This is a genomic window from Microcoleus sp. S13_B4, from assembly GCF_036700885.1.
In the GTDB taxonomy this organism is placed as follows: Bacteria; Cyanobacteriota; Cyanobacteriia; order Cyanobacteriales; family Microcoleaceae; genus Microcoleus.
Genome location: NZ_JAUBPU010000016.1, coordinates 1 through 25297 on the forward strand (window position 1 = coordinate 1; position 25297 = coordinate 25297).

General features: G+C 47.9%; 39 protein-coding genes. 4 read left to right on the plus strand and 35 right to left on the minus strand.

Annotated features, from left to right (window positions below; genetic code table 11):
• Positions 1-60 precede the first annotated feature (60 nt).
• On the minus strand, positions 61-318 hold the full coding sequence (locus QT994_RS11715; RefSeq protein WP_333045776.1) for a helix-turn-helix transcriptional regulator: 258 nt from the start codon (positions 316-318) through the stop codon (positions 61-63).
• Positions 319-369: 51 nt separating this feature from the next.
• Positions 370-735 (minus strand): helix-turn-helix domain-containing protein, encoded by a 366-nt coding sequence (locus QT994_RS11720; RefSeq protein ID WP_006634971.1) that lies wholly within the window; start codon positions 733-735, stop codon positions 370-372.
• Between the two features lie 227 nt (positions 736-962).
• Between QT994_RS11720 and QT994_RS11725 the strand changes: the two genes are divergently transcribed.
• Positions 963-1400 (plus strand): hypothetical protein, encoded by a 438-nt coding sequence (locus QT994_RS11725; protein WP_333174638.1) that lies wholly within the window; start codon positions 963-965, stop codon positions 1398-1400.
• 15 nt (positions 1401-1415) lie between these two features.
• On the opposite strand, the gene prfA is transcribed toward QT994_RS11725, so the two are convergent.
• From prfA to rplC, 31 genes are all read right to left on the minus strand, one after another.
• Entirely contained in the window at positions 1416-2510 is a 1095-nt protein-coding gene (gene prfA, locus QT994_RS11730; protein WP_333174641.1) for a peptide chain release factor 1, read from the minus strand.
• Positions 2511-2855: 345 nt separating this feature from the next.
• Positions 2856-3164: a 50S ribosomal protein L31 gene (gene rpmE, locus QT994_RS11735; RefSeq protein WP_333045769.1), complete on the minus strand. Its 309-nt coding sequence runs from the start codon at positions 3162-3164 to the stop codon at positions 2856-2858.
• Between the two features lie 229 nt (positions 3165-3393).
• Positions 3394-3807: a 30S ribosomal protein S9 gene (gene rpsI / locus QT994_RS11740; protein WP_194067224.1), complete on the minus strand. Its 414-nt coding sequence runs from the start codon at positions 3805-3807 to the stop codon at positions 3394-3396.
• Complete coding sequence (gene rplM, locus QT994_RS11745; protein ID WP_015178725.1) at positions 3807-4262, minus strand: 50S ribosomal protein L13; 456 nt, start codon at positions 4260-4262, stop codon at positions 3807-3809. The genes rpsI and rplM overlap by 1 nt, the downstream gene beginning before the upstream one ends.
• 153 nt (positions 4263-4415) lie before the next feature.
• Positions 4416-5258, minus strand: a complete 843-nt coding sequence (gene truA / locus QT994_RS11750) for a tRNA pseudouridine(38-40) synthase TruA (RefSeq protein ID WP_333174643.1) — start codon at positions 5256-5258, stop codon at positions 4416-4418.
• Positions 5259-5287: 29 nt separating this feature from the next.
• Positions 5288-5638 (minus strand): 50S ribosomal protein L17, encoded by a 351-nt coding sequence (rplQ, locus tag QT994_RS11755; protein WP_333174645.1) that lies wholly within the window; start codon positions 5636-5638, stop codon positions 5288-5290.
• 125 nt (positions 5639-5763) lie between these two features.
• Entirely contained in the window at positions 5764-6708 is a 945-nt protein-coding gene (locus QT994_RS11760; RefSeq protein WP_332958426.1) for a DNA-directed RNA polymerase subunit alpha, read from the minus strand.
• 174 nt (positions 6709-6882) lie between these two features.
• Entirely contained in the window at positions 6883-7281 is a 399-nt protein-coding gene (rpsK, locus tag QT994_RS11765) for a 30S ribosomal protein S11 (protein ID WP_332978136.1), read from the minus strand.
• A gap of 84 nt (positions 7282-7365) precedes the next feature.
• Entirely contained in the window at positions 7366-7749 is a 384-nt protein-coding gene (rpsM, locus tag QT994_RS11770; RefSeq protein WP_006634981.1) for a 30S ribosomal protein S13, read from the minus strand.
• An 83-nt stretch (positions 7750-7832) separates the two neighbouring features.
• Positions 7833-7946 carry a 50S ribosomal protein L36 gene (gene rpmJ / locus QT994_RS11775; protein ID WP_015178722.1) on the minus strand — a complete coding sequence of 38 codons (114 nt, stop codon included), beginning with the start codon at positions 7944-7946 and terminating at the stop codon, positions 7833-7835.
• Between the two features lie 368 nt (positions 7947-8314).
• Positions 8315-8539 (minus strand): translation initiation factor IF-1, encoded by a 225-nt coding sequence (gene infA / locus QT994_RS11780; protein WP_006276978.1) that lies wholly within the window; start codon positions 8537-8539, stop codon positions 8315-8317.
• A 291-nt stretch (positions 8540-8830) separates the two neighbouring features.
• The gene (locus tag QT994_RS11785) at positions 8831-9412 is read right to left on the minus strand and encodes an adenylate kinase (protein WP_333174648.1); all 582 of its coding nucleotides are present in this window, start codon (positions 9410-9412) and stop codon (positions 8831-8833) included.
• A gap of 5 nt (positions 9413-9417) precedes the next feature.
• Positions 9418-10722: a preprotein translocase subunit SecY gene (gene secY, locus QT994_RS11790; protein WP_333174650.1), complete on the minus strand. Its 1305-nt coding sequence runs from the start codon at positions 10720-10722 to the stop codon at positions 9418-9420.
• Between the two features lie 102 nt (positions 10723-10824).
• Positions 10825-11271, minus strand: coding sequence for a 50S ribosomal protein L15 (gene rplO / locus QT994_RS11795; protein WP_333174652.1), 447 nt, complete (start codon positions 11269-11271; stop codon positions 10825-10827).
• A 138-nt stretch (positions 11272-11409) separates the two neighbouring features.
• Positions 11410-11955 carry a 30S ribosomal protein S5 gene (gene rpsE / locus QT994_RS11800; RefSeq protein ID WP_006634985.1) on the minus strand — a complete coding sequence of 182 codons (546 nt, stop codon included), beginning with the start codon at positions 11953-11955 and terminating at the stop codon, positions 11410-11412.
• 162 nt (positions 11956-12117) lie between these two features.
• Complete coding sequence (rplR, locus tag QT994_RS11805) at positions 12118-12480, minus strand: 50S ribosomal protein L18 (protein WP_333039624.1); 363 nt, start codon at positions 12478-12480, stop codon at positions 12118-12120.
• A gap of 2 nt (positions 12481-12482) precedes the next feature.
• The gene (gene rplF / locus QT994_RS11810) at positions 12483-13031 is read right to left on the minus strand and encodes a 50S ribosomal protein L6 (RefSeq protein ID WP_190737229.1); all 549 of its coding nucleotides are present in this window, start codon (positions 13029-13031) and stop codon (positions 12483-12485) included.
• 122 nt (positions 13032-13153) lie between these two features.
• On the minus strand, positions 13154-13558 hold the full coding sequence (rpsH, locus tag QT994_RS11815) for a 30S ribosomal protein S8 (RefSeq protein ID WP_006634988.1): 405 nt from the start codon (positions 13556-13558) through the stop codon (positions 13154-13156).
• Between the two features lie 22 nt (positions 13559-13580).
• The gene (rplE, locus tag QT994_RS11820) at positions 13581-14126 is read right to left on the minus strand and encodes a 50S ribosomal protein L5 (RefSeq protein WP_006634989.1); all 546 of its coding nucleotides are present in this window, start codon (positions 14124-14126) and stop codon (positions 13581-13583) included.
• Positions 14127-14240: 114 nt separating this feature from the next.
• Positions 14241-14603 carry a 50S ribosomal protein L24 gene (rplX, locus tag QT994_RS11825; protein WP_333045759.1) on the minus strand — a complete coding sequence of 121 codons (363 nt, stop codon included), beginning with the start codon at positions 14601-14603 and terminating at the stop codon, positions 14241-14243.
• A 1-nt stretch (position 14604) separates the two neighbouring features.
• Positions 14605-14973, minus strand: coding sequence for a 50S ribosomal protein L14 (gene rplN, locus QT994_RS11830; protein WP_006634991.1), 369 nt, complete (start codon positions 14971-14973; stop codon positions 14605-14607).
• Between the two features lie 108 nt (positions 14974-15081).
• A complete protein-coding gene (gene rpsQ, locus QT994_RS11835) occupies positions 15082-15330 on the minus strand; it encodes a 30S ribosomal protein S17 (protein ID WP_006634992.1) in 249 nt (82 codons plus the stop codon).
• Positions 15331-15368: 38 nt separating this feature from the next.
• Entirely contained in the window at positions 15369-15659 is a 291-nt protein-coding gene (rpmC, locus tag QT994_RS11840; protein ID WP_333045758.1) for a 50S ribosomal protein L29, read from the minus strand.
• A 159-nt stretch (positions 15660-15818) separates the two neighbouring features.
• Positions 15819-16238 carry a 50S ribosomal protein L16 gene (gene rplP / locus QT994_RS11845; RefSeq protein ID WP_333045757.1) on the minus strand — a complete coding sequence of 140 codons (420 nt, stop codon included), beginning with the start codon at positions 16236-16238 and terminating at the stop codon, positions 15819-15821.
• A gap of 114 nt (positions 16239-16352) precedes the next feature.
• Positions 16353-17081, minus strand: coding sequence for a 30S ribosomal protein S3 (gene rpsC, locus QT994_RS11850; RefSeq protein ID WP_006634995.1), 729 nt, complete (start codon positions 17079-17081; stop codon positions 16353-16355).
• A gap of 114 nt (positions 17082-17195) precedes the next feature.
• Positions 17196-17555: a 50S ribosomal protein L22 gene (gene rplV, locus QT994_RS11855; protein WP_190657986.1), complete on the minus strand. Its 360-nt coding sequence runs from the start codon at positions 17553-17555 to the stop codon at positions 17196-17198.
• Between the two features lie 97 nt (positions 17556-17652).
• Positions 17653-17937 carry a 30S ribosomal protein S19 gene (rpsS, locus tag QT994_RS11860; protein WP_333045755.1) on the minus strand — a complete coding sequence of 95 codons (285 nt, stop codon included), beginning with the start codon at positions 17935-17937 and terminating at the stop codon, positions 17653-17655.
• Positions 17938-18016: 79 nt separating this feature from the next.
• Positions 18017-18880, minus strand: a complete 864-nt coding sequence (rplB, locus tag QT994_RS11865) for a 50S ribosomal protein L2 (protein ID WP_333045754.1) — start codon at positions 18878-18880, stop codon at positions 18017-18019.
• A 158-nt stretch (positions 18881-19038) separates the two neighbouring features.
• On the minus strand, positions 19039-19347 hold the full coding sequence (locus tag QT994_RS11870; protein ID WP_006634999.1) for a 50S ribosomal protein L23: 309 nt from the start codon (positions 19345-19347) through the stop codon (positions 19039-19041).
• Complete coding sequence (rplD, locus tag QT994_RS11875; RefSeq protein WP_190657994.1) at positions 19340-19972, minus strand: 50S ribosomal protein L4; 633 nt, start codon at positions 19970-19972, stop codon at positions 19340-19342. The genes QT994_RS11870 and rplD overlap by 8 nt, the downstream gene beginning before the upstream one ends.
• 190 nt (positions 19973-20162) lie before the next feature.
• Positions 20163-20798 carry a 50S ribosomal protein L3 gene (gene rplC / locus QT994_RS11880; protein ID WP_333174656.1) on the minus strand — a complete coding sequence of 212 codons (636 nt, stop codon included), beginning with the start codon at positions 20796-20798 and terminating at the stop codon, positions 20163-20165.
• 431 nt (positions 20799-21229) lie between these two features.
• Here rplC and QT994_RS11885 point away from each other — a divergent pair, with 431 nt between their 5' ends.
• From QT994_RS11885 to QT994_RS11895, 3 genes are all read left to right on the plus strand, one after another.
• Positions 21230-21706, plus strand: a complete 477-nt coding sequence (locus QT994_RS11885) for an NAD(P)H-quinone oxidoreductase subunit N (RefSeq protein ID WP_242719691.1) — start codon at positions 21230-21232, stop codon at positions 21704-21706.
• Between the two features lie 118 nt (positions 21707-21824).
• Entirely contained in the window at positions 21825-22430 is a 606-nt protein-coding gene (locus QT994_RS11890) for a VWA domain-containing protein (protein WP_333174659.1), read from the plus strand.
• Positions 22431-22505: 75 nt separating this feature from the next.
• On the plus strand, positions 22506-22991 hold the full coding sequence (locus tag QT994_RS11895; protein WP_333174662.1) for a salt stress protein, Slr1339 family: 486 nt from the start codon (positions 22506-22508) through the stop codon (positions 22989-22991).
• Between the two features lie 240 nt (positions 22992-23231).
• Here the strand turns inward: QT994_RS11895 and QT994_RS11900 are convergent, their stop codons facing one another.
• Positions 23232-23771, minus strand: coding sequence for a dCMP deaminase family protein (locus QT994_RS11900; protein WP_333174663.1), 540 nt, complete (start codon positions 23769-23771; stop codon positions 23232-23234).
• Positions 23768-25297 (minus strand): thymidylate synthase, encoded by a 1530-nt coding sequence (locus QT994_RS11905; RefSeq protein WP_333174665.1) that lies wholly within the window; start codon positions 25295-25297, stop codon positions 23768-23770. Before QT994_RS11905 ends, QT994_RS11900 begins: the two co-directional genes overlap by 4 nt.

The window sequence follows — 25297 nt, forward strand, 5'->3', positions numbered from 1 at the left end:
CTCATTCTCTCCCGGCGCGGTGGCTCTAGTTCTTCTGAAAGCCACCGTTCTCATCTTTAGTTAGTCTAAACTACAGTGAATATCTAACGGATCTGAAACTGGCTTCCCATCCAAAAATCTCAGAAGTTCTTCCACCGAATAACCAGCTCTCGCAGCGAGCTTAGCCAAGTTTTCAGTATCAGGAACCGTATCGCCCCTTTCCCAAAGCTGAACAGCGGTAGCGGAAACGCCCAAAAGCTTACCAAACGCTCGCTGACTCATTGTTCCGCAAGCAGTTTTGATGATTTCGCTAAGTTTTTGTCTATTTTGGATGTTCACGACTCGAAGGTTATTCAACCGTATCTACCAGTCTACTTACGAAGTGATACATCAACTATATTTCCCAGACGACTCAGCCGCCGCCGCGAGTCTATCCATCACGGCTCTACCAACCACGGCTAACTCACTAATTGGTATACATTGAATTTTTTTCAGCAGATCGTTAGTATCTACCGGTTCACGCATGGGTTTGCCTTCCAAATGAGCCAGCAGCTCTTCAAGTGTAAACCCGGCCCTCACAGCAATCTGAGCCAAATTTTCTGTATCTGGGATGCTCTGACCTTTTTCCCACAACTGAACCGCAGTCGCAGAGACGCCCAGAAGCTTGCCGAATGCCCGCTGACTCATCGAACCGCGAGCTAGTTTGACAATCTCGATCAATTTTTTCTTAGCTTCTGCGTTCACAACTGCCGTCACTACTTAATCCCACATAACTCAGTTTACTTCCCAACTCCTAAATTTTCCACTTGCAATTCATAATTACACTTGACACAGGAAATAATTGCAAGTAAACTAATAATTACAAGTTAAGTTTTGATAGGCCCAAGGAGTCGCTAAACAAATGGTTCTGAGCGAGGAACCCAACATAAGGGGACAGCCCGATCGAACTTTGAAACCGAAGACAGACATCAGGGAAAGTAAAAATGACCAAGAGACGCAATCTAAAAACTCACCAGCCCAGCCACACCCGTCAAAGCCTTACAGCCTCCGGTTGGCTAAAACCCCAGTGCTGGCAAATCTCCAAAACAGAAGCCGCCGAAGCCCTGAGAATGCCCGTCAACCGCATACTCAAAGTTTACCCCAAACAACATCAAGTAATAGTTGTTTACCTGAACAAGAAAGCACAAAAATGCAGTTCCTTTTTCAGCTACAGACTATTTGCCAGATGGCAACAAGAGGCGATCGCAGCAATTGCCAGTTGTCGAAACCAGCAAATCCTAGCACCCCTAGAAGTCATTGTACAATACGACCTCGAACATTTCAAATATCCCGTCCAAAGCGCCGATGCAATTTGGGAAGCCCTACTCAACCAGATCTCCCGCGTAACAAGGGAACTGAGGCTGAGCAAACAATGCGCCTAGCCCCCCATCACTCCATCAATTAGTAGAAGCAGCCAACTCAGCCAAACGTTCCTGCTGATCCTGAGAAATGCAAGTTTGAATAATCCCCTCAATATCCCCTTCCAAAACACTATTGAGCGAGAAATTTTCCCCCAAACGGTGGTCGGTAGCCCGATTGTCCTTATAGTTGTAAGTGCGAATCTTCTCCGATCGCGAACCAGTACCAACCTGAGCCAAACGCCGCGACTTCACCTCATCCTGCTGCTCCCGCAACTTCATCTCATAGAGCTTAGCCCGCAAAATCTGCATCGCCCGCTCCTTATTCTGCAACTGACTGCGCTCCTCAGTACAGAAAATCCGAATTCCCGTCGGCTTGTGAAACAAATCCGCCGCAGTTTCCACCTTGTTCACGTTTTGACCGCCAGCGCCGCCCGATCGAGCCGTGCTCATCTCAATATCCTTCGGATCGATGTGAATCTCCACATCATCAACCTCCGGCATCACAGCCACCGTCGCCGTCGAAGTATGCACCCGGCCGCCAGCCTCAGTCACCGGCACCCGCTGCACCCGGTGTACCCCAGCCTCAAACTTCAGCTTGCTGTAAACGCTATCGCCTGTAATTTCCAGAATTACTTCTTTAAAGCCGCCCATTTCCGCCAGCGACTCGCTCACCAACTTCACCTGCCAGCCTTGAGTTTGAGCGTAACGCGAATACAGCCGCAGCAAATCTCCCGCCCAAATACTAGCCTCATCTCCGCCAGTACCCGCCCGAATTTCCAGCATAATATTCTTGTCATCATTCGGGTCGCGCGGCAGCAGCAAAACCTTCAAACGACTTTCCAAACTCTCCAGTTTCGACTCAAGTTCCTCAACTTCCAGCGCAGCCATTTGCTGCATTTCTCGATCGCCCGCCGCTTCCTTGAGAACCTGTCGCGTGCCCACCAAATCTTCCTGAGTGGTTTTCCACAGAGCAAAAGTATCGACCACTTCTTCCAAGGACGATCGAGCTTTTGCTACCCGTTGAAACTCTTGATTGTCCCTAGCGACATCCGGGTCAGCCATGCGGCGAGTCAACTCATTAAAAGTTTGCTCTACCGACTTCAATTTATCCAGCAAATAAGATTCAGCCATTGTCAGTTGTCCTTTGTCAATCGATTTTAGATTTTAGATTTTAGATTTTAGATTTTAGATTTGAAGAACAGTTGGGATAGAATCTCGATCGAACTCTACTCGATCGAAATCTACTGCCTGCTTAGCAAGTCTTCAATCTAAACTCTCCAATCCGAGGGCGGATCGATTTTAGATTTTAGATTTTAGATTTTAGATTTTAGAACTCAAGAGCAGTTAGGATAGAATGTCGATCAAACTCTACTGCCTGCATAGCGAAGTCTTCAATCTAAAATCTAAAATCCGAGGGCGGTAAGTTGTCGCTAGCAAAAACTACTCTCAACAAACTGCGGACAAATGACAATCCGGCTACTTCTTCTTTTTGCCTTTACCAGCAGCCTTAGAAGCATCTGCTTTCGGGTCTTCCATTTTCAGCGGTCCAGAGGAAGCATCTGCCTTCGGCATTTCTACCTCGGTCATGCCGTATTTCCGCATAAAGCGCTCCACACGACCTTCAGTATCAATAATCTTCTGAGTGCCAGTATAAAAAGGATGATTCCCAGACCAAACATCAACTTGCAGTTTGGCTCTAGTAGAACCAACCGTCATCACGTGTTCCCCGTTGCAATAAACCTGAGCTTCGGGATACCACTCAGGGTGAATGCCATCTTTTGCCATTGTTTTTTACTCTCTAATTTTTGACTTTACAACCATTTTAGCTGCCGCAGGACTTGTACACCAACAACAGCACCAATTTTGCCTTATATCTGTTGGAACCAGCGATCGTCCATAGCAAATAGACTTGAAAAAAAAGGAAGATAGAATCTGGATAATTTTGCCTTCTTCCCTCTTCCTTCTATCCGTTACATCCGTTACATCCGTTACACAATCCGCTGCCGAACCTCGATTACCGCTTCGAGTATTGAGGAGCTTTGCGAGCTTTCCGCAAACCGTACTTTTTCCGTTCTTTGGCCCGCGGGTCGCGAGTCAAATAGCCCTCAGTCTTTAGAGGCTTGCGGTTGTCCGGGTCTAATTGACAAAGAGCTCTAGCGACACCCAAGCGAATCGAGTCAGCCTGACCTGTCAAGCCACCGCCTTCGACTTTTACCAAAATGTCGTACTCATTTTCCAGACCCAAAGTTTCCAGAGGGGCCTTAGCGAGAGCCAAATAAGTAGGATTGAATTGCAGGTACAAATCCCCCTCTTTACCATTGACAGTCAGTATGCCAGTGCCGGGAACCAAGCGCACCCGCGCTACGGAACATTTGCGGCGGCCGGTACCCCAGTACACAGCGCGACCCGATGTATCTGTTGCTTGCATTACTCATTTCCTCCCGGAATCGTGTGAACAATTAATTCTTCTGGTTTTTGAGCTTGGTGTGGGTGGTTGGGGCCAGCGTACACCTTCAGTTTAGTAAACAGTTGTCTGCCCAGAGATGTGTGAGGCAGCATTCCGCGTATAGCTTCTTCGACAATTCTTTCGGGCAAACGTGCTTGCAATTTGGCAAAAGTTTCTGTTTTCATGCCGCCCGGTCTTCCAGAATGGCGGCGGTAGATTTTCTGGGTGCGTTTTTTGCCAGTAACAGCGATTTTGTCAGCATTGATGACAATTACGAAGTCGCCGGTATCCATAGAAGGAGTGTAAGTCGGTTTGTGTTTCCCCCGGAGGTACATGGCAACTTCAGTTGCCAGACGGCCCAGCCGCTGGTCGGCGGCATCGACCACGTACCACTTGTGCTCTAGGGAGTCTTGAGTAGGGACGTAAGTTTTGTTCATTGTTTGTTGTTAGTTGTCTATTAACTGTTAACTGTTGTTAGTTGTTAGTTGTCAGTTGTCAGTTGTCAGTTGTCAGTTTTTAATTGTTAGTTGTCCTTAGTTTTTTATTAGTAGTTACCTAATGACTAATGACTAATGACTAATGACTAATGACTAATGACTAATGACTAATTTTGGCTGAGTGTCGTACCAGACATCTGGAGGAAAGGGAAATTCTGAATAGCCAACCCGCAGCAGGCACAAACCTTGAGCGGGAGCGGCATATTTTACCATTTCTCGGCGTTCGTTGACCCAGATATCTGTGAAATTGTCGATCGGCCTTTCCCCGCGACCCACCTGCACCAGCAACCCCACCAGCAGCCGCATCATCCCGTACAGAAACCCGCTCGCCTGAACCTCAATATAGATAAGAGGCCCAGAACGCTGACACTCTGCCGCTTGTACGTCCACCCAGGAATGGGGGCGGGCAGAACCCGCGCGGTGGAAAGCAGCCAGGTGATGCCGCCCGATGAGCGGTGTCAAAGCTGTCTGAATCAAAGATTCATCCACAGGGGCGTGATAGCAGTGCCAAGCAAAAGGACGCACAAACAAATTAGGAGTCGGATCTGTATAAAGGGTGTAGCGATAGCGCCGCCAACTGGCTGAGAACCGAGCGTGCCAGGTAGGTTCCACCTTTGCCGAAGCTCGAATTAAAATATCTTTTGCCAGTCGAGAGTTGAGAACGCTTGCCCAGCGGTGAGCCGGAATTGGACCGTGGGCGTCAAAATGGGCTACTTGAGCAGCGGCGTGAACTCCCGCATCGGTTCTCCCGGCAGCGTGCAGCGTTACCGGGCGTTCCAGAACAGTCGATATTGCTGTTTCAATTTCTTCTTGTACTGTACGCTGGTTCGGCTGTCGCTGCCAACCGTGAAAGTTAGTGCCGAGGTATTGGATCACCAGAGCAACGCGCTGTATCGATTGGGAATTTTCGATTGGGGATTTTGGATTGTCAGTCATAAATCACAAATCTCCAACCCAAAATTGAATTAAACCAGTTCAACGATCGCCATTTCGGAATTGTCTCCTTGACGGGGGACAGTTCGTACTACGCGGGTGTAGCCCCCGTTGCGCGAGCCGTACCGTTCTTGTGCCGCCTCAAACAAGGCGTGCACTAACTGTTTATCGTAGATATAGCCCATAGCTTGGCGGCGAGCGGCCAAGGAGCCTTCTTTGGCCAGGGTAATCATCCTGTCCGCCTCTGAGCGCAGCGCTTTGGCGCGGGCGAGAGTGGTGGTGATTTTACCGTGGCGGATTAATTCGGTGGTCAGCGAGCGCAGTAGGGCGCGGCGCTGGTCAGCCGGTTTGCTGAGTTGGGGAACGCGACAGCGGTGACGCATAGCAGTTGGTAATTGGTAATTGGTAATTGGGCGCCGGGATAGTCCCCGAGTTTTGAGCGGTGAATTCTTTAACTTAAAAACTCACCGACTTAAAATTCAGAACTTTTTTACCCGTTACCCGTTGATTAACTTTTAGCTGATTTTTCCTGGGGCAAGGTAATGCCCAAGCGTTTTTGTAAAGCTTCAATCACTTCTTCTGCGGACTTCTGCCCGAAATTCTTGATCTCGAGCAAGTCTTCTTGGGTATAATCCAATAAGTCTGCGACTGAGTTGATCTGAGCCCGCTTGAGACAGTTGTAAGCCCGGACGGATAACTGCAACTCTTCGATCGGAATTTGGCTTGTAGGATCGGCCTCACCTGGATACTCTGGTTTGAGAGAATCTTGGGTGATGTCTTTGAGAGGGGCAAATAAATCTACCAGGATGTGGGCAGATTGACTCAAAGCTTCTTGAGGAGTCACGCTGCCATCAGTCCAGATTTCCATAATCAGCCGGTCTTTCTCGACCGTGCCGCCTACCCTAGCATCTTCAACGCTGTAGTTGACTCTGCGAATCGGCATAAAGATGGCGTCAATTTGGAGAAAATCCAAAGCCGACCCATCATCGCGACTGCGGTCTACTGCTCGGTATCCGATGCCTTTTTCAATTCTGAATTCCATTTCCAGAACTGAGCCGGGCGAGAGAGTTGCAATGTACTGGGAGCGATCGATCAATTCCACCTCAGAGGGCAAATCGAATCGATCGGCCGTAACGGTGACGGGCCCCTCAATCCGCAACCTGCCGATTTGCGGTTGCTGAGAATGAGTTTTGAGGACGACCTCTTTCATGTTCAGGAGAATTTCTAGAACATCCTCACGTACCCCTTCGATCGTGGCAAACTCGTGATTGACGCCCGCGATTCGGACTGAAGTTACTGCCGTTCCTTCTAAGTTTGAAAGCAGAACTCGCCTCAGCGCATTCCCCACAGTTGTTCCCTGACCGCGATCGAGCGGTTCCAGGACGAATTTTCCGTACTGACTCCGGTCTTTGTCAGTGTTAGACTCTATACATTCAATTTGAAACTGCGCCACGGAGTGACCTCCCTTTTCCACTGTGGATTTTTGATTTTGGATTTTAGATTGCAGAGCATACCCCTGAATGGATTTCGGATTTTGGATGGACGGGGCAACAGTTAGAACCATTAGTTTTTGACTTTAAGCAGTTAGCCATTATCCAAAATCTAAAATCTAAAATCTCAAATCGTTTTAGACTCTACGCCGCTTGGGAGGGCGACAGCCGTTGTGAGGAATTGGGGTAACATCTCTAATCAGGGTAATTTCCAGTCCCGCCCCTTGCAGCGCCCGAATAGCAGTTTCTCGACCTGCTCCGGGTCCGCTCACCATTACTTCTATTTGGCGCATCCCTTGGTCATTGGCTCTGCGGGCAGCACTTTCTGCTGCTGTTTGAGCTGCAAAGGGAGTTCCCTTCTTAGCTCCTTTAAAACCGCTGGAACCTGCCGATGCCCAGGATATCACTTCGCCGTTGAGGTCGGTAATAGTTACAATCGTGTTGTTAAAGGTAGACTGGATGTAGCCTACCCCATTGGGTACATTCCGTTTCTGCTTTTTTGCACCAGATTTCTTGCCTGTTTGTGGTCGCGCCATATTAGTCTCTTTAACGTTTCTCTCAACTAATGTCCCGAAGCGCTAGGAGCCAGCAGCCCCCAGCGTATTTTTCCCAAAAAGATGTTACTTCTTGGAAGGTGCCTTTTTCTTGCCCGCAACTGTTCGGCGGACGCCACGACGGGTTCTGGCATTGGTACGGGTTCGTTGTCCCCGGACCGGCAGACCCAAACGGTGACGCCGACCGCGATAAGTTCCGATGTCCATCAGGCGCTTGATGTTCATTGACTCCCAGCGCCGGAGGTCTCCTTCGATTTGGTATGTGGTTTCTACATGAGCCCGCAGAGCTGTCACGTCGGCCTCTGTTAAATCCTTGACGCGAGTGTCAGGATTTACGCCTGTTGCAGCGATTATTTTTTGGGCCCGCGACAAGCCTATTCCGTAAATGTATGTCAGACCTATTTCGACGCGCTTATCGCGTGGAAGGTCTACCCCGGCAATCCGTGCCACACTTTTTGTCTCCCTAGTTTTCCTGTTTGGCTACAATGTTCAATTAGGATGCACCTGCGTGCATTGCCCAATCTTCTTTTTTTCTAACCTTGGCGCTGTTTGTGTTTCGGGTTAGTGCATATCACCATCACTCGACCGCGACGGCGGATGACGCGACATTTCTCACAAATTTTTTTGACAGATGCTCGAACTTTCATCTTTCTTCCTGCCTGGAGAACCCCGCTCTACCGGAGAGCAGGCACGCTGGGACTGCCCGTAGAGCGGTGGGAGGAGAGGCTGGGCAAGGTGTAGGCCTCTCCTCGATTAAATTGTATAAAGTGCGGGTTGTTTCATGAAGGAGCCCGCTTGCACCCACTCCCATTGCTGGGTAAAGTTCGCCTGCGCCAGAGTTTTGGCGAGCGATACTTTGACGGTGTAACAATGACTTAACCCGGTACACCGGTGGGTTGTTGACGCCCTTCTCGGCAACACTACAAACGTAGCATTATAGCATAAATTTGAAGCTTTTTACCAAATTCTCTCTAAATTAAACTTAGAATTAGTTTTTAGAAAGTTTTATCTAAGCCTATTTTTTCCGAAGGCGATAAGTAATCCTGCCTTTGGTCAAGTCGTAGGGAGTCAATTCGACTTTGACGCGATCGCCAGGCAGAATTTTGATGTAGTTGCGGCGGATCTTGCCGGAAATGTGAGCTAGCACGTTAAACCCATTATCTAGGTCAACGCGAAACATCGCATTGGGCAGGGATTCCGTCACTGTCCCTTCCATTTCAATTAAATCTTGCTTAGACAATTTGGTATTTACCTCAACTCTACATTTGATTAACTAGGAGTGTCCCGGCGTTGGCCTCAAAACCTTTCACTGGTAGGAGTCAAACGGGAAGGGGGGCAAGAATTCGGGCGACTCGATCAACTTTAATACTCAACCAACCGCTTGTTTTAGCTTTACTTGAGTAAAGTTGTGGCAATTAGTATCGAGTTCAATCCGGTCTCTAGCAACCCTCACAAAACCTGATAGCACAAAAAGCTCCTAGTTAACATATCTTAGCAAAAGCTTGTGAGTAACAAGCTGTATTGAGAGGGTTCAAGAGTCGATCGAGAGAGTTTGTTGCAGTTCTGCGGTGACTAATTCCATCGGTCGATCGCCATCAATCGCAACTAACTGTTCGCGGTTTCTGTAAAACTCAATTAAAGGTTCAGTTTGCTCGCGATAAACTTGCAATCGGCGACGGATCGTTTCCTCATTGTCATCCTGGCGACCTCGCGACAACAGGCGAGCCACCAAAATATTGTCAGGAACGTCCAAATTGACAGCTCTGAGATCGCAGTCCTTTCCCGACGAACTTCCCCCACCGCCAACATTGCAGAGCAGTTTGTCAAAAAACGCTGCCTGTGGGACTGTGCGGGGAAAGCCATCCAGAATCCAGCCAGCAGTAGCATCTGGTTGATTCATTCGTTCTTGCACGATATCCATCAATAACTCGTCAGGAACCAACTCTCCGCGATCCATGTAGGATTGTGCCTTTTGACCCAAGTCAGTTTTGGCAACTACGCAGGCGCGCAGGATGTCACCGGTAGAAATGTGGGGTATTTTCCAGAGAGCTGCTAAAAGCTGAGCCTGAGTTCCCTTTCCTGCCCCTGGAGGACCCATAAAAATCAAGTGCATTGCGATTACTTAACCATTCCTTCATATCGTTGGGAGATGACGTAAGTTTGAATTTGCTTAGCAGTTTCGATCGCGACACCTACTAAAATCAGTAGGGAAGTTGCACCAAAACCTCTAAAAGTTTGCACCCCGATCGCGCTTTCTACAGCAGTTGGTACAATGGCCACCAGACCGAGAAATATCGCTCCCAAGAAAGTCAAACGGTTCAAAACCTTCTCCACATAATCGCTGGTTTTCTGACCCGGACGAATTCCAGGAATGCTGGCGCCCATTTTCTTCAAGTTCTGAGACATATCTACGGGGTTGACAATCAACGAAGCGTAGAAATAGCTGAAGAACAGAATCAAAGTCAGATAAAACAGCGCATAAGCCCAAGGGGCCGGTCCGTTCGGACTTAAAACATTAGCAACTTGAACCAAAAACGGGTTATTGAGAGACTGAGCGAGGAAAGAAGGCACAACCAACACCGAAGATGCAAAAATAATCGGCATCACTCCGCCTTGATTCAAGCGCAGGGGCAGATAGCTGCGGCTCTCCCGATAAACTTTGCGGCCGACTTGGCGGCGGGCCGAAATAATCGGAATGCGGCGAGTACCTTCCTGAACAAAAACAATCCCGACAATCGTCACCAAAAAGACCAGCAGCAGAACGACTACACGGCCGACAACTTGCGTGTCGCCACTTTGAGCCAATTCAAAAGTTTGTCCCAAAGAGCGCGGCAATACCGACACAATGTTGATAAATATCAGCAGCGACGCTCCGTTTCCGATGCCGCGCTCCGTCACCACTTCCGATATCCACATTACAAACATTGAGCCTGCCGTCAGAGCCAAAGCAGTTTGTGCTATGAATAAAGGCGATGGAGATTGAGCAAAAGGGCTGACCCAAATCGCAATACCAACGCTTTGCAGAATTGCCCAGCCCAAAGAAACGTAGCGAGTAATTTGAGAAATCTTGCGCCGCCCTGCTTCTCCTTCATTTTTCTGCAAGTCTTCTAAGCTTGGCAGAGCCGCAGTTAGAAGTTGCACAATAATTGAAGCATTAATGTAGGGCAAAATCCCCAGCGCAAAAATCCCCAAAGCTGACAAGCCACCTCCTGAGAACAAATCCAAAAAGCCAATTAAAGGGCTATTTTGGACGTTTTGGGCAAAGGCGACTCGATCAATGCCGGGGACTGGCAAGTGGACACCCAGGCGTACTAAAATCAGTAAGCCAAGGGTTACGAGGATGCGGCCTCGTAAACCAGCAGCTTGAGCCATCTGCATGAACGTCTCTTGTGCAGTTGGCGCTTTCTCTCTACTAACGTCCATAGTTACGATTTTGGATTTTAGATTTGGGATTTTCGACTAAATCATTTTCTGATAGCAAGCTTGAGGATTTGAGATTTGGACAGACTCTCAAACCTCAAATCTTCACGCAACTAATTCGCAACTTCCACCTGCAGCTTCAATTTTGGTGCGAGCACCTGCGGTAAAAGCCGAGGCGCGCACTTGCAAAGGTACATTCAGTTCACCATCTCCTAAGATTTTCAGCGGCCCGTCGTCTGTGGTGACAATTTTTGCTTGGATCAAAGAGGTGAGAGTAACTTCTGTGTTTGCTGGCAGCGATGCTAATTTACTTACATTAATGGTAGTGTACTCTTTCCGGTTCACCATCGGGAAGCTTTTCAACTTGGGGAGACGGCGGTAGAGAGGATTTTGACCTCCTTCAAAACCCGGTCTAGTGCCGCTACCGGCTCTAGATTTTTGACCGCGCATCCCTTTACCGGAACTCGCGCCTTGACCGGCAGAAATACCTCTGCCCAAGCGACGAGGGCGTTTTGTGGAACCCGCTTTTGGTCGGGCATCTTGCAATCTCATAGTTTTGGTAGTTGGTAATTGGTAATTGGTAATTGGTAATTGGTAGTTTTGAGTTTTGAGTTTTGAGGAATGAAATTTTTTTATTCAAAACTCAATACTTAATACTCAAAACTTACACTTCGTCCCGTTCCCTAGTCCTTAACCGTAGAGGTTTTCTACTGGAATTCCGCGCTCTTGAGCAACTTCGGATAAGGTGCGGAGGGTGGAGAGGGCGTTGACTGCTGCTCGGGCGTTGTTCAAAGGATTTCCCGAACCTAGCTGTTTGGCTAGGATGTTGCGGACTCCTGCTAGTTCGAGAACAGTTCGCACTGCTCCCCCTGCAATTACCCCGGTTCCCGGAGCGGCCGGCCGCATCATCACTTTAGCTCCGCCACCGTCACCGTTGATGGGGTGAGGGATGGAGTTAGATTTGGTGAGGGGGACTTCAATTAGGTGCTTTTTGCCGTCAGCGACGCCTTTTTTAACGGCACCGATTACGTCGCTAGCTTTGCCGACTCCTACTCCAACTTGACCGCGTTCGTTGCCGATAATGACTATGGCGCGGAAGCTAAGTTTTTTACCGCCTTTGACTACTTTAGTAACGCGCCGGATCTGAACGACCCGTTCTTGCCATTCGGATTCTTTTTCGCGTGTTTTGTTGTTGCTGCTTTTTTTCTTGTTGCGCTGTTCTTTTTGTTCTGCCATAGTTTTGTCCTGTGGGAATTAGTAATTGGTGAAAGGCGATCGGCAATTGGTAATTGTTTGAGTAAAAAGTAAAAATAGAAGAAATCTGGATTTTGCCTTTTCACTTTCAACTTTTGACTTTTTACTTTTTAATTACTCATTACCCGCTACCCATTACCCCCTCTAGAAGTCTAACCCGGCTTCGCGAGCTGCTTCTGCGAGGGCTTTAACGCGACCGTGATAGAGGTTGCCCCCGCGATCGAATACGACTTTGACTATGCCAGCGCTGGAACAGCGTTTGGCAATCAACTGACCGACTTGCACGCTCGCAGAGCAGTTGCCGCCAGAACTGAGAGTTGACTTCAATTCGGGATCGAGGGTTGACGCGGCGGCCAAAGTGTGCTGGGCGGTGTCGTCGATTACTTGAGCGTAGATGTGCTGCTCCGAGCGAAATACCGCTAGTCTGGGACGTTCGGCGGTGCCGAACACCTTGCGCCGAACACGGCGGTGTCTGCGCTGGACTGATTCTTTGCGAGTAAGCTTCATTGTTACTTCTTACCTGTTTTGCCTGTTTTACCAGCTTTGCGCCGGACGACTTCGCCGCTGTAGCGAATGCCTTTGCCTTTATAGACTTCGGGCGGACGCACTGCGCGGATGCGGGCTGCTGTATTGCCTACGAGTTCTTTGTCAATGCCGGAGACAATGACGTTGGTGTTGCCTTCAACTGCCATTGTGATGCCTTCTGGAGGGGGCATTTCAACGGGTTTGCTGTAACCGACGTTTAAAATCAGGTTCCGTCCTTGAACCTGTGCCCGATAACCTGTGCCGATAATTTCGAGGCGCCGCTGAAAACCTTGGGATACACCTTCGACCATGTTGGCGACTAGGGTGCGGCACAAGCCGTGCAGTTGTCTGGCGACGCGAGATTCGTCTCGGCGGGTAACGAGTAAAGTCTCGCCTTCAATTCCCATGAGGATTTCGGCTGGGATAACTCGGGAAAGTTCACCTTTAGGGCCTTTGACGGCTACTTTTTGACCGTCTAGGGTGATGGTGACTTTATTGGGAATGCTAATCGGACGCTTGCCAATTCGCGACATAGTTTTTTGTCCTTTGTTTTTAGTTATTAGTCCTTGATTATTAGTCTTTAGTTATTAGTCCTTAGTGATTGATTTTGGAGTCTGTTGCCAACGACCAGCGACTAATGACTAATGACTAATGACTACCAAACATAACAAAGCACTTCACCGCCCAAACCTTGGCGTCGAGCTTCTCTATCCGTCATAATGCCACTGGAGGTGGAAATAATGGCTATGCCAATTCCGCCTAACACTCTGGGCAATTCTTTACGGTTCGAGTAAACGCGCAGTCCTGGTTTGCTGACTCGCTTAAGTGCCGTGATAATGGGCTTGCGAGTTTTACCTTTGTACTTTAGAGAAAGCACTAAATGTCGGTTGATCCCTTCTGCTTCTGCTTCTTCAAATTCGCCGATAAAGCCTTCACTTTTGAGGACTTGGGCGATGCTGCGGGTCATTTTTGTAGCTGGAATTTGCGTTGTTTGGTGGCGCGCCATGCAAGAATTGCGAATGCGCGTCAACATATCTGCTATGGTATCGTTAGCTGCCATCTTTTGCTTCTTACTCTAGTGCTTAGTTGTCCCGGAACGGCATTCCCATTTCTTTAAGCAAGGCGCGTCCTTCTTCGTCGGTGTTTGCTGTGGTGATAATTGAAATGTCCATGCCTCGAATTTGATCGATGCGGTCATATTCTATTTCTGGAAAAATTAGCTGTTCTCTCAGACCCAAGCTGTAGTTGCCGCGCCCGTCGAAGCTTTTGGGGCTGATGCCGCGGAAGTCGCGGATTCGGGGGAGTGCGAGGTTGATCAGCCGATCAAGAAAATCGTACATCCGATCGCCGCGCAGCGTCACCATAACGCCGACGGGTACTCCTTTGCGGATTTTGAAGCCTGCGATCGCTTTTTTCGCCCGCGTCACCACTGGTTTTTGCCCGGTGATGATTCCAATTTCGTTGATCGACGAATCCAGTGCCTTAGCGTTTTGAGATGCTTCTCCCAAACCGCGGTTCACTGTGACTTTGACGAGTTTGGGAACCTGATGGATATTAGTATATTTAAACTGATCCATCAGTGTGGGAACGATTTTTCCTTGATAAAGAACCTTGAGTTTGTCCGGCATAGTTTTTGTGTTTCGTTAACTGTCCCTGGGCTTGGTCAGGGAATTGTTCTTTGTCAGTTGACAGTTGTCTGTTGTCAGGAAAGCATTGGTCAGCTAATGACTAATGACTAATGACTAATTATCGAGGATTTCTCCGGTTTTTTTGAGTTGTCGCAGTTTCCGGCCGTCTTCGCTAAATGTATAGCAAACGCGGCTAGCTATTTTTTCTTTTTCGGAATAGTGCATGACATTTGAGCTGTGAATGGGAGCCTCAAACGTAAGTATTTTTCCCGACTCTCCCTCTTGCTGGGGCTTGACGTGCTTGGTTCTGATGTTTACACCTTTAACAACTACTTTGCTGACTTTAGGATATGTCTTTAAGATTTCTCCGACTTTTCCTTTCTCTTTGCCAGTAATTATTTGCACGGTGTCGCCTGCTTTGACGTGCATTCTGTAGCGCTGCGGTTCGCTAGTTGGTTTACCCTTTTTTCCGTACATTTTAAAGTACCTCCGGGGCTAAGGAAACGATTTTAGTAAAGTTTTTGTCGCGCAATTCGCGGGCTACGGGGCCGAAGACGCGAGTGCCTTTGGGGTTGCCGTCTACGTTGATAATAACGGCGGCGTTATCGTCAAAACGAATGCTCATGCCACTGTCGCGGCGCAGGCCTTTGCGGGTTCTGACAATGACAGCCCGAACGACATCTGATTTTTTGACTGCCATGTTGGGGATGGCGTCTTTGACGACGGCAATGATGACATCGCCGACTCCGCCGTAGCGGCGGTTGCCGCCTCCTAATACACGGATGCACATCAGTTTGCGGGCTCCGCTATTGTCGGCGACATTGAGGTATGTCTGGGGTTGAATCATGGTGATTGTTGAGTGTTAACTGTTGAGTGTTAACTGTTGACTGTTGACTTTTGACTGCTAGTGGATTGTTAATTTTCGATCAGGAGATCGGGATGTCGCAATTAACTGTTAGCCGTTTTTTGTCCCAAAAATCTCAGCAACCGTCCAGCGTTTGGTTTTGCTTAGTGGGCGAGTTTCAGTAATGCGGACGCGATCGCCAGATTTGCACTGATTTTCTTCGTCATGAGCTTTGTAGCGCTTGGTGCGGACTACGATTTTGCCGTATTTGGTGTGGGAGGAGCGGTTTTCGATTGCTACCACGACGGTTTTATCCATCTTGTCGCTGACTACTACGCCAACTCGTTCTTTAATTGCCATAGCTACCTATTTTTGTTGTGCAATTGACTTTTTTTTAGCTACTGTGCGATCGTCGGCTCGGCTGCTGCGGTAGGAGCAGGCTGTGCTACCTCTTTAGATGCAGCTAATTTTGCTGCAGCTTCTTTCTCAGCAACGATTTGGCGCTCGCGTTCAACTGTCATCAATTGAGCTAGCCGGTGTTTGGCGTGCTTGAACAGGTGAGGCTTTTCCATGCGACCTGTAGCTTGCTGAAGCCGCAATTCCATTAGTTGGCGCTTGACGGCTAAAATTTGCTCTGCTACTGCAGCATCGCTTAATTCTCTAGCTTCTTTAATCTTGGTCAAAGACATAATTGTGTGCTTTCTCGTTAGCGAGCGGTATGACAGAAGACAGAATTGTCTCTTAGGCTGAAGGTCGAAGGAAAGAAAAGTTATGAAAGCCAGATTTTAAATTGCTGTAGCCGTTTAAAATGCTGATTAATACAGACCTAATTCTACCTTCGCTCTTCGCTATGACTGGTCTTCTTCGCGAGTGATGAACTTGGTTTTAATTGGTAATTTGAAAGATGCCAAACGCATTGCTTCGCGGGCAGTTTCTTCACTTACGCCGCCAATTTCAAACATTACCCGGCCCGGTTTGACCACAGCAACCCAAAACTCAGGTGCGCCTTTACCAGAACCCATCCGGGTTTCGGCTGCGCGCTGAGTTACTGGTTTGTCGGGAAAAATGCGAATCCAGATTTTGCCACCCCGGCGGATGTAGCGGGTCATGGCGCGGCGTCCGGCTTCTATTTGGCGGGAAGTGATCCAGGCGGGTTCGATAGCTTGTAGCGCGAAGTCGCCAAAGCTAACTGTGTTGCCGCGGGTGGCAATACCGCTCATTCGCCCGCGCTGTTGTTTGCGGAATTTCGTTCTTTTAGGGCTTAACATGGCTTTGGGAGTTGGGTAATTGGTAATTGATAATTGATAATTGGTGATTGCTAATTGCTAATTGGTTTGGAACAACTCACACTTAACAAGTGACAACTAACAGTTAACAATTAGCTAGCCTTCGTTCGATCGATCTTCAAAGTTCTGGCGACGGCGCTTTTGTTTAGTCCGGGGCACTGCTGCATTTGGTGCAGCCTCCTGTTCCTGTCCGGGAATAATTTCGCCTTTGAAAACCCAAACTTTAATGCCGAGAATGCCGTAGATTGTTTGAGCGGTGCAGTAGGAGTAGTCGATGTCGGCCCGCAGCGTGTGCAACGGGACTCTTCCTTCGCGCGTCCATTCGGTACGGGCGATTTCTGCGCCGTTGAGGCGTCCGCTGACTTGAATTTTGATGCCTTGGATGCCGACTTTTTGAGCGCGGGTGATGGCTTGGCGGACGACTCGGCGGAAGGATACGCGCCGTTCTAGTTGCTGAGCAATGTATTCCGCGATCAGTGTGGCATCGGCGTCTACTCGCTGGACTTCGACGACGTTGATGCGGATTTGGCGGTTGCTACCGAGTTGCTGCTGCAAACCGACGCGCAAGGTTTCGATGCCTGCTCCGCCGCGACCTACGACAACGCCTGGTCTGGCGGTGAACACTTCTAGATCGATTTGATCGGCTTTCCGCTCAATTTTGACCGAGGAAATGCCAGCATTGCTGAGGGTTTTACGAACGTACTTGCGAATTTTATAGTCTTCTTGCAAGAGTTCTGGATAGTTTTTGGGATCAGCAAACCAGCGAGAGCGGTGCTCTTGGGTAATGCCGAGACGAAAACCAATTGGATGTATTTTTTGGCCCATAATAGTTGATGAGTTAATTGGTATTTGGTAATTGGTAACTGGTAATTGGTAATTGGTGATTACCAATTTTTTTCAACTTTAAGCTGTTTATTACCTATTACGTTTTTCCCTGGTTTAGTTTTCTACGAGCGGAGCTACTACTACGGTAATGTGACAGGTTGGCTTGCGGATTTGGTAGGCGCGACCTTGAGCGCGGGGTCTAAAGCGTTTGAGGACTGGGCCTTGGTCGGCGTAAGCTTGAGAAACTACCAGCTTGGATTTATCCAATCCTGCGTTGTGTTCGGCGTTGGCTACTGCCGATCGCAAAACTTTGACAATTGGTTCGCAGGCGCGGTAGGGCATGAATTCGAGTAAAATCAGCGCTTCTTGATAGCTTTTGCCGCGAATTTGGTCGAGCACTCGACGCACTTTGAAGGGGGATGTCCGTATGTAACGGGCGATCGCCTTAATTTCGGATGTGGTATCTATAGCCATTTCGATTTGGGTAATTGGTAGTTGGTAATTGGGGAAAAGGTAATTGGTAATTGGTAAAAAGTTTTTCCGATCACCTATTACCTGTCACCTAATTAGGCTATTTTTTACTTGTCTTTCTATCACCACTTTTAGCGTGACCTCTAAAGGTACGAGTGGGGGAAAATTCTCCGAGTTTGTGGCCTACCATTTGGTCTGTGAGGTAGACGGGTACGTGCTGTCTGCCGTTGTGAACGGCAATGGTGTGGCCTACCATTTGGGGCAGGATTGTTGAAGAGCGCGACCAAGTTTTAATTACTTGTTTTTGGCCGGCGGCGTTGAGTTTTTCGATTTTTGTCATCAGATTATCTGCGACAAACGGGCCTTTTTTTAGAGATCGAGACATGATTTTGGTAATAGGGAATTGGGCATTGGGCATCGGGCATTGGTAATTTGTTATTTCCAATAACCCATTACCCCTTAAACTAACTTTGTCTGCCGCCCTTGCCGCGCTTGGAAGCTTTGCGGCGGCGTCGGACGATTAAAGCGTCGCTGCGCTTGTTTTTGCGTCGAGTTTTTGCACCCAATGCTGGTTTACCCCAAGGAGTGACAGGCCCCGGACGTCCAATAGGAGCTCTGCCTTCGCCACCGCCGTGCGGGTGGTCTACCGGGTTCATGACGCTACCGCGAACGGTGGGTCTGCGACCTTTCCATCGGGTGCGGCCTGCTTTGCCGAGGCTGATGTTTCTGGCGTCGGTGTTGCCGACTTGACCGATGGTCGCGTAGCAGTCGGCGCGGACTTTGCGCTGTTCACCGGATGGCAGTTTGAGGGTGACGTAGCTACCTTCTTTTGCCATTAGCTGAGCGCTGGAGCCTGCGGAACGAACGATTTGCCCGCCTTTACCTGGTACTAGCTCGACGTTGTGGATGCTCGTACCGAGGGGAATGTTCTTCAGGGGAAGGGCGTTACCGATTTCGATCGGCGCGTCTGGGCCTGAGACAATTACTGTACCGACGTTTAAGTTGAGCGGGTGCAGGATGTACCGTTTTTCGCCGTCTTTGTAGAACACGAGGGCGATGCGGGCGTTGCGGTTGGGGTCATATTCGATCGCCTTGACGGTAGCGGGAATGCTGTGTTTGTCGCGGCGGAAGTCGATGTCTCTATACAGCCGTTTGTGACCGCCTCCCCGGTGGCGACAGGTGATGACGCCTCGGTTGTTGCGGCCTTGTTTGGTGTGCTTGTTGCTGGTTAGAGACTTTTCTGGTTCTGATCTGGTAATTTCAGCGAAGTCCGAGACGGTCTGTTCCCGGGTGCTGGAGGTATAAGGTCGGTAAGAACGGATGCCCATAATCGATTTTAGATTTTAGATTTTAGATTTGGGATGCAAGGACTTGGCGGTTTTGGATTTTAGATTTGCGATTATCAGTTAACTTGCTAGCTTTCTGGGTTTGGTATTTTCACCAGTTAACCGCAATCTAAAATCTAAAATCTAAAATCCAAACTTGGCTAAACTTCTGGGAATAGGAGTTTGCGAATCGAGTCTCCGTCGGTCAGAGTTACGGTTGCTCGCTTGTAACAAGGTTTAAAGCCGACGAATTTGCCAACTCGACGCTTTTTGCGCGGCGGGTTTTGGGTGTTGACGCCGATGACTTTAACCTTAAATAGTTCTTCGATTGCAGCTTTGATTTGAGGCTTCGTCGCTTTGGGGGCTACGTCGAATGTGAATTGATTTAATTCCATCATTCGGGTAGCTTTCTCGGTGAGAATCGGACGCTGGATCAAATCTGCGTAGTCGCGGGGGTCGATTTTACTCACCGTAAATCTCCTGAATTTTAGCTATGGCTGTAGATGTGACGATAATTTTGTCAGCCGCCAGAACGTCGTAAACATTCAGGGACGTTGCCAAGATGACGTTTACTAATTCGATGTTGCGTCCTGATAAGTAGACGTTTGGTTGAGGTTCTGGCAAGATTAACAGAACTTTGGTATCGGGTTCGATACCCCAGCGGGCGATCGCACTCAGCAATTCTTTGCTTTTCGGTCTCGGAAATTGCTCTGCAAATTCTTCAACCACAATGATGTCTTCGGTGCGACTTTGGAATGCTGTCCGCAAAGCGAGACGGCGTTCCTTTTTGTTCATTTTGACTTCAAAGTCTCTCGGTTTTGGCCCGAAGATGACACCGCCGCCCCGCCACAGCGGAGAACGGATAGAACCTGCTCTGGCTCGGCCGGTGCCTTTTTGACGCCAGGGTTTGCGGCCACCGCCTCTAACTTCCGATCGAGTTTTGGTGCAAGCATTTCCTTGACGGGCGTTATTCAGTTGCCGCGTCAATGCTCTGTGAACGATGTGAGACGCATTTTCTTCTTTGGCTACGCGCAGTTCTAAAGTTGTTTCCCCAACTTCTTCGCCTTGCCAATTTCGCACTACACAATTAACCATATCTTTTGTCCTTTGTCTGTTGTTAGTTGTCTGTTGTTAGTTGTCTGTCGTCTGTTGTCTGTCGTCTGTTGTCTGTTCTCAGGTCTTAGTTTTCAGCTCTTAGTTTTCAGCTTTTAGTTCTTAGTTATTGCTTGCTACTAACGGCCAACCACTATCTACTGACTGCTGACTACTGACTAATGACTACTGACTAACGTCCTACTTTTTTCTCAGGCACAACATTGACTAAGGCGCCAGCTTTGCCGGGAACTGCTCCCTTAATTAGCAGCAAATTCTGCTCTGTATCCACCCGGACAATTGTTAGTTTGCGGACGGTGACTTGAACGTTGCCCATACGTCCCGCCATTCTTTTCCCGGGATAAACGCGACCGGGAGTAGTTCCAGGTCCGATCGATCCAGGCTCGCGGTGGTTCTTGGAACCGTGAGACATCGGGCCTCGTTTAAAGTTGTGGCGCTTTTGAAAACCTGCAAAACCTTTACCGATGCTTGTACCGATGACATCTACTATTTGTCCCGGTGTAAAAGTATCGGCTTTTAGTTGTTGACCTAATTCAAATGAACTGGTATCTTCCAATCGGTATTCCTGCAAGTGGCGCAGTGGATTCGCCCCCGACTTGGCAAGGTGTCCTAGTTCTGGCTTGTTGAGAGCCTTTGGTTTTACTTCGTTGTATCCAACTTGAACGGCACCGTAGCCGTCAGTTTGTTTTGTTTTGATTTGAGTTACTGTACAAGGCCCTGCTTGTATGACGGTGACAGGGATTGCTCTCCCTTCGTCGTCAAACACTTGAGTCATGCCTAGTTTAGTGCCAAGAATGCCTACAGACACGGATTTTCTTCCTTTTATTTACGCAAGAGGTTTCGGATTGCGAAGTTTACGTCAATCCGCTTGCTCTTGTGCAGAAACATTTATTTCAGTGTTCCTGCAATTAACTGTTATCAACCAACAGCCTTCCTCGGTGTTTAAAATTGGAGTTTTAAATTTGGGAGCGAGCTTGTGGAAGTCTTGCAAGGGTTGAGATTTCCGGCTTTTTACCGACTCTATCTCCGAGTTTTGTCTCGGTCTTGCTTGTTTGTGCCAGGACTTGAGCAGCAAACTACTCAGTATCCTTTACGGCGACAATTCACAATAGTACATGAAGTGTTTGCCCTTTGTCAAGGCCGCGATGAGAATTTTTCGCCTCAACTTTAGGATTTATAATATTTCCAGCTCGCAAGCAGCGATCGACCAAATTTTGATACAGCAGGAAACACAAATTTATGGGACTGATTACCACGGGATCTGATCTGATTCGGGATTTGGAAAAGTCGGGGTCGCTGGCCCTGTACGTTCCTTTAGAGGGAGGATTTGAGGGGCGCTACCTCCGCAGGCTGAGGGCTGCAGGTTACGGTGCTCACACGATTTCGGCGCGGGGTTTGGGCGATTTGGCGATGTATTTGACGGGGGTTCACGGGGTGCGGCCGCCGCATTTGGGCAAGAAAACTACTGGCAATGAAGGGGCGGTTGGTTATACATACTACGTGCCGCCGATTTTGCAAACTCAATTAGACAATTTGCCACCTAAAGCAAAAGGACTCGTGCTGTGGATTATTGAAGGGCAGATTTTGTCGAGTCAGGAGATTGAGTATTTGACTGTTTTGCCGACGTTAGAACCGCGAGTTAAAATAGCAGTGGAGATGGGGGGCGATCGAGCTTTTAGCTGGAAGCCACTTAAAGATGCTTTAGTTGCAGCTTAAATTCCGGTATTTGCGATCGCAAATCAACTAAAAAACGCAGCGAGCAACTAAAGCTCAACAGCTTCTGCTCGCTGGTTTTGATATTTTTGGGAAAAACTTAATTAACAGGAAAAATCTTATGCTTCAGAATCGCGATTATACCATCATCATTGACAAAAGCGGCAGTATGTACACAAAAGACCAGATGGGCGGTAAAAGTCGGTGGGCGCTCATGCAAGAATCGACGATCGCATTGGCGAATAAATGCGAAGAACTCGATCCTGATGGCATAACAGTTTATTTGTTTTCCGGTCGCTTCAAGCGCTACGACAACGTAACATCAGCTAAAGTCGTGCAAATTTTTCAAGAAAACGAACCTTCGGGAACTACGAATTTAGGTGCAGTGCTGCAAGACGCTCTGAACAGTTTTTTTCAGCGCAAAGCATCCGGTAAGACCAAGCAAAATGGGGAAACAATATTAGTGGTGACGGACGGGGAACCGGACGATCGCAAAGAAGTGATGAAAACGATTATAGAGGCTTCGCGGAAACTCGATCGAGATGAAGAGTTGGCGATTTCTTTCATTCAAGTAGGGAATGCGCCGGAAGCTACTAAGTTTCTCAAGATATTGGATGACGAACTGCAAAGCGCCGGGGCTAAATTCGATATCGTTGATACTGTCACGATGGATGATATTGAAGGAATGACCCTGACGGAGGTATTGCTGAATGCAATAACTGATTGAGGAGGCGGGCGAAGTTTGCGTGATTATTATATTAGGGCCAATTAGCCCAGCAGCATTTTTTAGGGGGTTTAAGTTATGGAATCTATCGAACGCCTGTTAGGTGAACTTAAGGCAGAGTATCAAGCATCTCAAAAAAATGCTGAGTTGAAAAGTCAGGCGCCCGCGCAAGCACAAGCGCCGTCAAATGCAACATTTAAAACATCAGATATAAATTTGTATGCTAGTCCTTTGGATAAGGATTTAGCTCAAATTAAGGCTGAGTACGAATCGCAAAATAAAGCTCAGGAAGTTGCTTCACTGGAACCGCTTAAGGCTGAGCACGAAGCGCCAAATAAAGCTCAGGAAGTCGCTTCACTACAAGCGCAACCAGCAGAAAAAGTCGCGGGGCCGCAGTTGGACGTACAAACGCACAGACAGAAAGTTAGGCAAGCTCAGGTTTGGCTGAAAAAGTTGGATAAGAATTCCGATGAGAGATATTGGTTCGATCAGTTTGCTTTTAAGTATTCTTCGAGGATAGATGCGGCGATCGACTATTTGCAAGCTGTCAATGAGTTTGATTGATTGAACTACACGGGATTCACAATTTGTAATGTCGTTTTTTGGTTAATTGCCATCTATATTTGTTGTAAGGACATGGCAGTGCTGTGTCTTTACAAAGCGTAAAATAAATATCATCTTTATCACGCGGGATTTAGGATACGGCAGTGCCGTATCCTACAAATTGCCAGCAAATAAATATCATTTATAGGAACACAGCACCGTTATTTCCTATGGCTGCCAAAACCACGGGGAGGATTTATCCTATACTAAATTTTTGGACACAGATGTAGGATTCAACAAAAACAAAGCCGCCTTTTTTGCTGTATCTTCAGATAGCTGAATTTGTTTTAACTCAACAATACCTTCACTGATAAAAGTATCTCTCAAAGCAGCTTTTTCTCCGCTGTTAAAAGTCGTTTCGTAAAACACTTCTCGAATTCCAGCCGCAATGACTAATTTCAAACAATAAATGCAGGGTTCTAAGGTGACGTAAATACTAGCCCCAGCAGTAGATATACCGTGTTTGGCAGCTTTGGCGATCGCATTTGCTTCCGCGTGCACCGCCCTAGATGGCAAAGTTTTGCTGGCGTCGCAACTACTCAAACCAGGATAGCAGAAGCCTTGAGTAGTACAGTGTGCCGACCCTGACGGCGAACCGTTGTAACCCGTTGCTAAAACTTGCCTGTTTTTAGTTATCACCGCGCCTACAGGAAAAGCCAGACAAGTCGATCGAGTAGCGGCCAATTTTGCTAACATTAAGAAGTATTCGTCCCAACTCGGTCTTTCTTCTTCTAAATTCATCGTCTATCCTGGATGTATTGCTTGCTCGTTTTCAGACACTCGGCCGCCTTCTGCAATTCTATTCCCAAATAACCAATATGCTCGCCTTTGATAGCCGGGGAAGCAGCACAAATTTCTCGCACTAACTTGAGAGGGTTTTTTCCAGAATAAGAGGTGACAACTTCGCCGCTGCCTGGGGTGGTTTGCGTGACAACTATCTGATTGTCGGCTACTTCAACTAAAAAATTGCCCGCTGCATCGAAAAAGTCTCGATCTTCGCAGATTTTAGCATATTGGGTTTGAATTAGTCGATCGGCATTTTCAAAGGTATCGTCATACAAGTGAGCCGATTGACTCAGCGTTACCAACGGGCCCATTGTCAAATTATAATCGGAACGCCTCGCAATTTCATCTCGAATGTGCTGCTGCAAAGCCCGCAAACCCATTGCATTGGCCGGCCACGCTGCAAACATATCGTTACTGCGGAGAGTTGCAGTTAGCGATATTTCACCGTCTACAACTCGCACCCAAATATGATTTAAACAAGGACTGCCGCTGTGCTGGTGGTCTGAGGAACCGTCAGGTCTTCTGTTAATATTTCCGCCCGCATCCCACAAACTAATTACAGCACTTGCTGCGTCAATTTCCTTAATTAGTTTGGTTATAACTTCCTCAATTTGATCGCGTCCAAACCACGACCGCATCCGCTGTGCGTAGGTATATTTAATGCCTTCGTTATACGGAGCATCTTCGAGCATTTGCGGTTTGTACTGTTCGAGGAAATCGCGGTCGATTGGTAAGTAATTCGGTTCGGGAAAATAGAACTCCGCCGGTTCATCGGTAATCACTGCCATTAAGTCAATTAATTCTTGCCACTGTCCGTCGTAACCAGTCGGCCGTAAGGTGCCAGTGGTCTTAATTCGGTGGATGATTTTTACCCAAGTTTCGGCAATAGTTTTGCCTTCGATTCTGTGTCCGTATTTCTGACCGGGGAGTACAGTAGGGACAATTTCGACTAACGGAAAAGTTACGGTTTCTCCCCAAGGTTCAACAGATTCTTTTTGGGCAAAAGATTTGACAATAGTCACTGTTTCTGCTATACTTGTAGCTTCTTTGCATTCTATTGAATGACGCAATAGTTCTAAGGCTTCGGGTGCTATTTCAATATCAATGTAGCCAAATATTGCAGATTTAATTAGCCAACAATCTCTGCCAGTATCGCTTTTACCGGCTTCAAAGCCGTTGCGAAAAAAATCTATCAAGCACGCGGCAGCACCCGAGTTGCGGTCTTCTTTGGTAGCGTTGAGAATTACTAAAAAGCGGACGTGGGGATTGCAGAGCAAGTTTCTAATTAAGAAGTTGATGCCGCGAGTAGGAGAGTAGAGTTGTCCGATGACAGCAAATTCGTTGGGTTGTAAATGTTTGCCGATCGCACTTTTTACTGTCCAGCCACTGACAATGGCTGTTTGCCCCGTTCCGCAAATTAATTGATTTGGTTTGTATAGGGGTTTGTACTCAAATTTATTGACTAGATTTGTGGCTGTCAT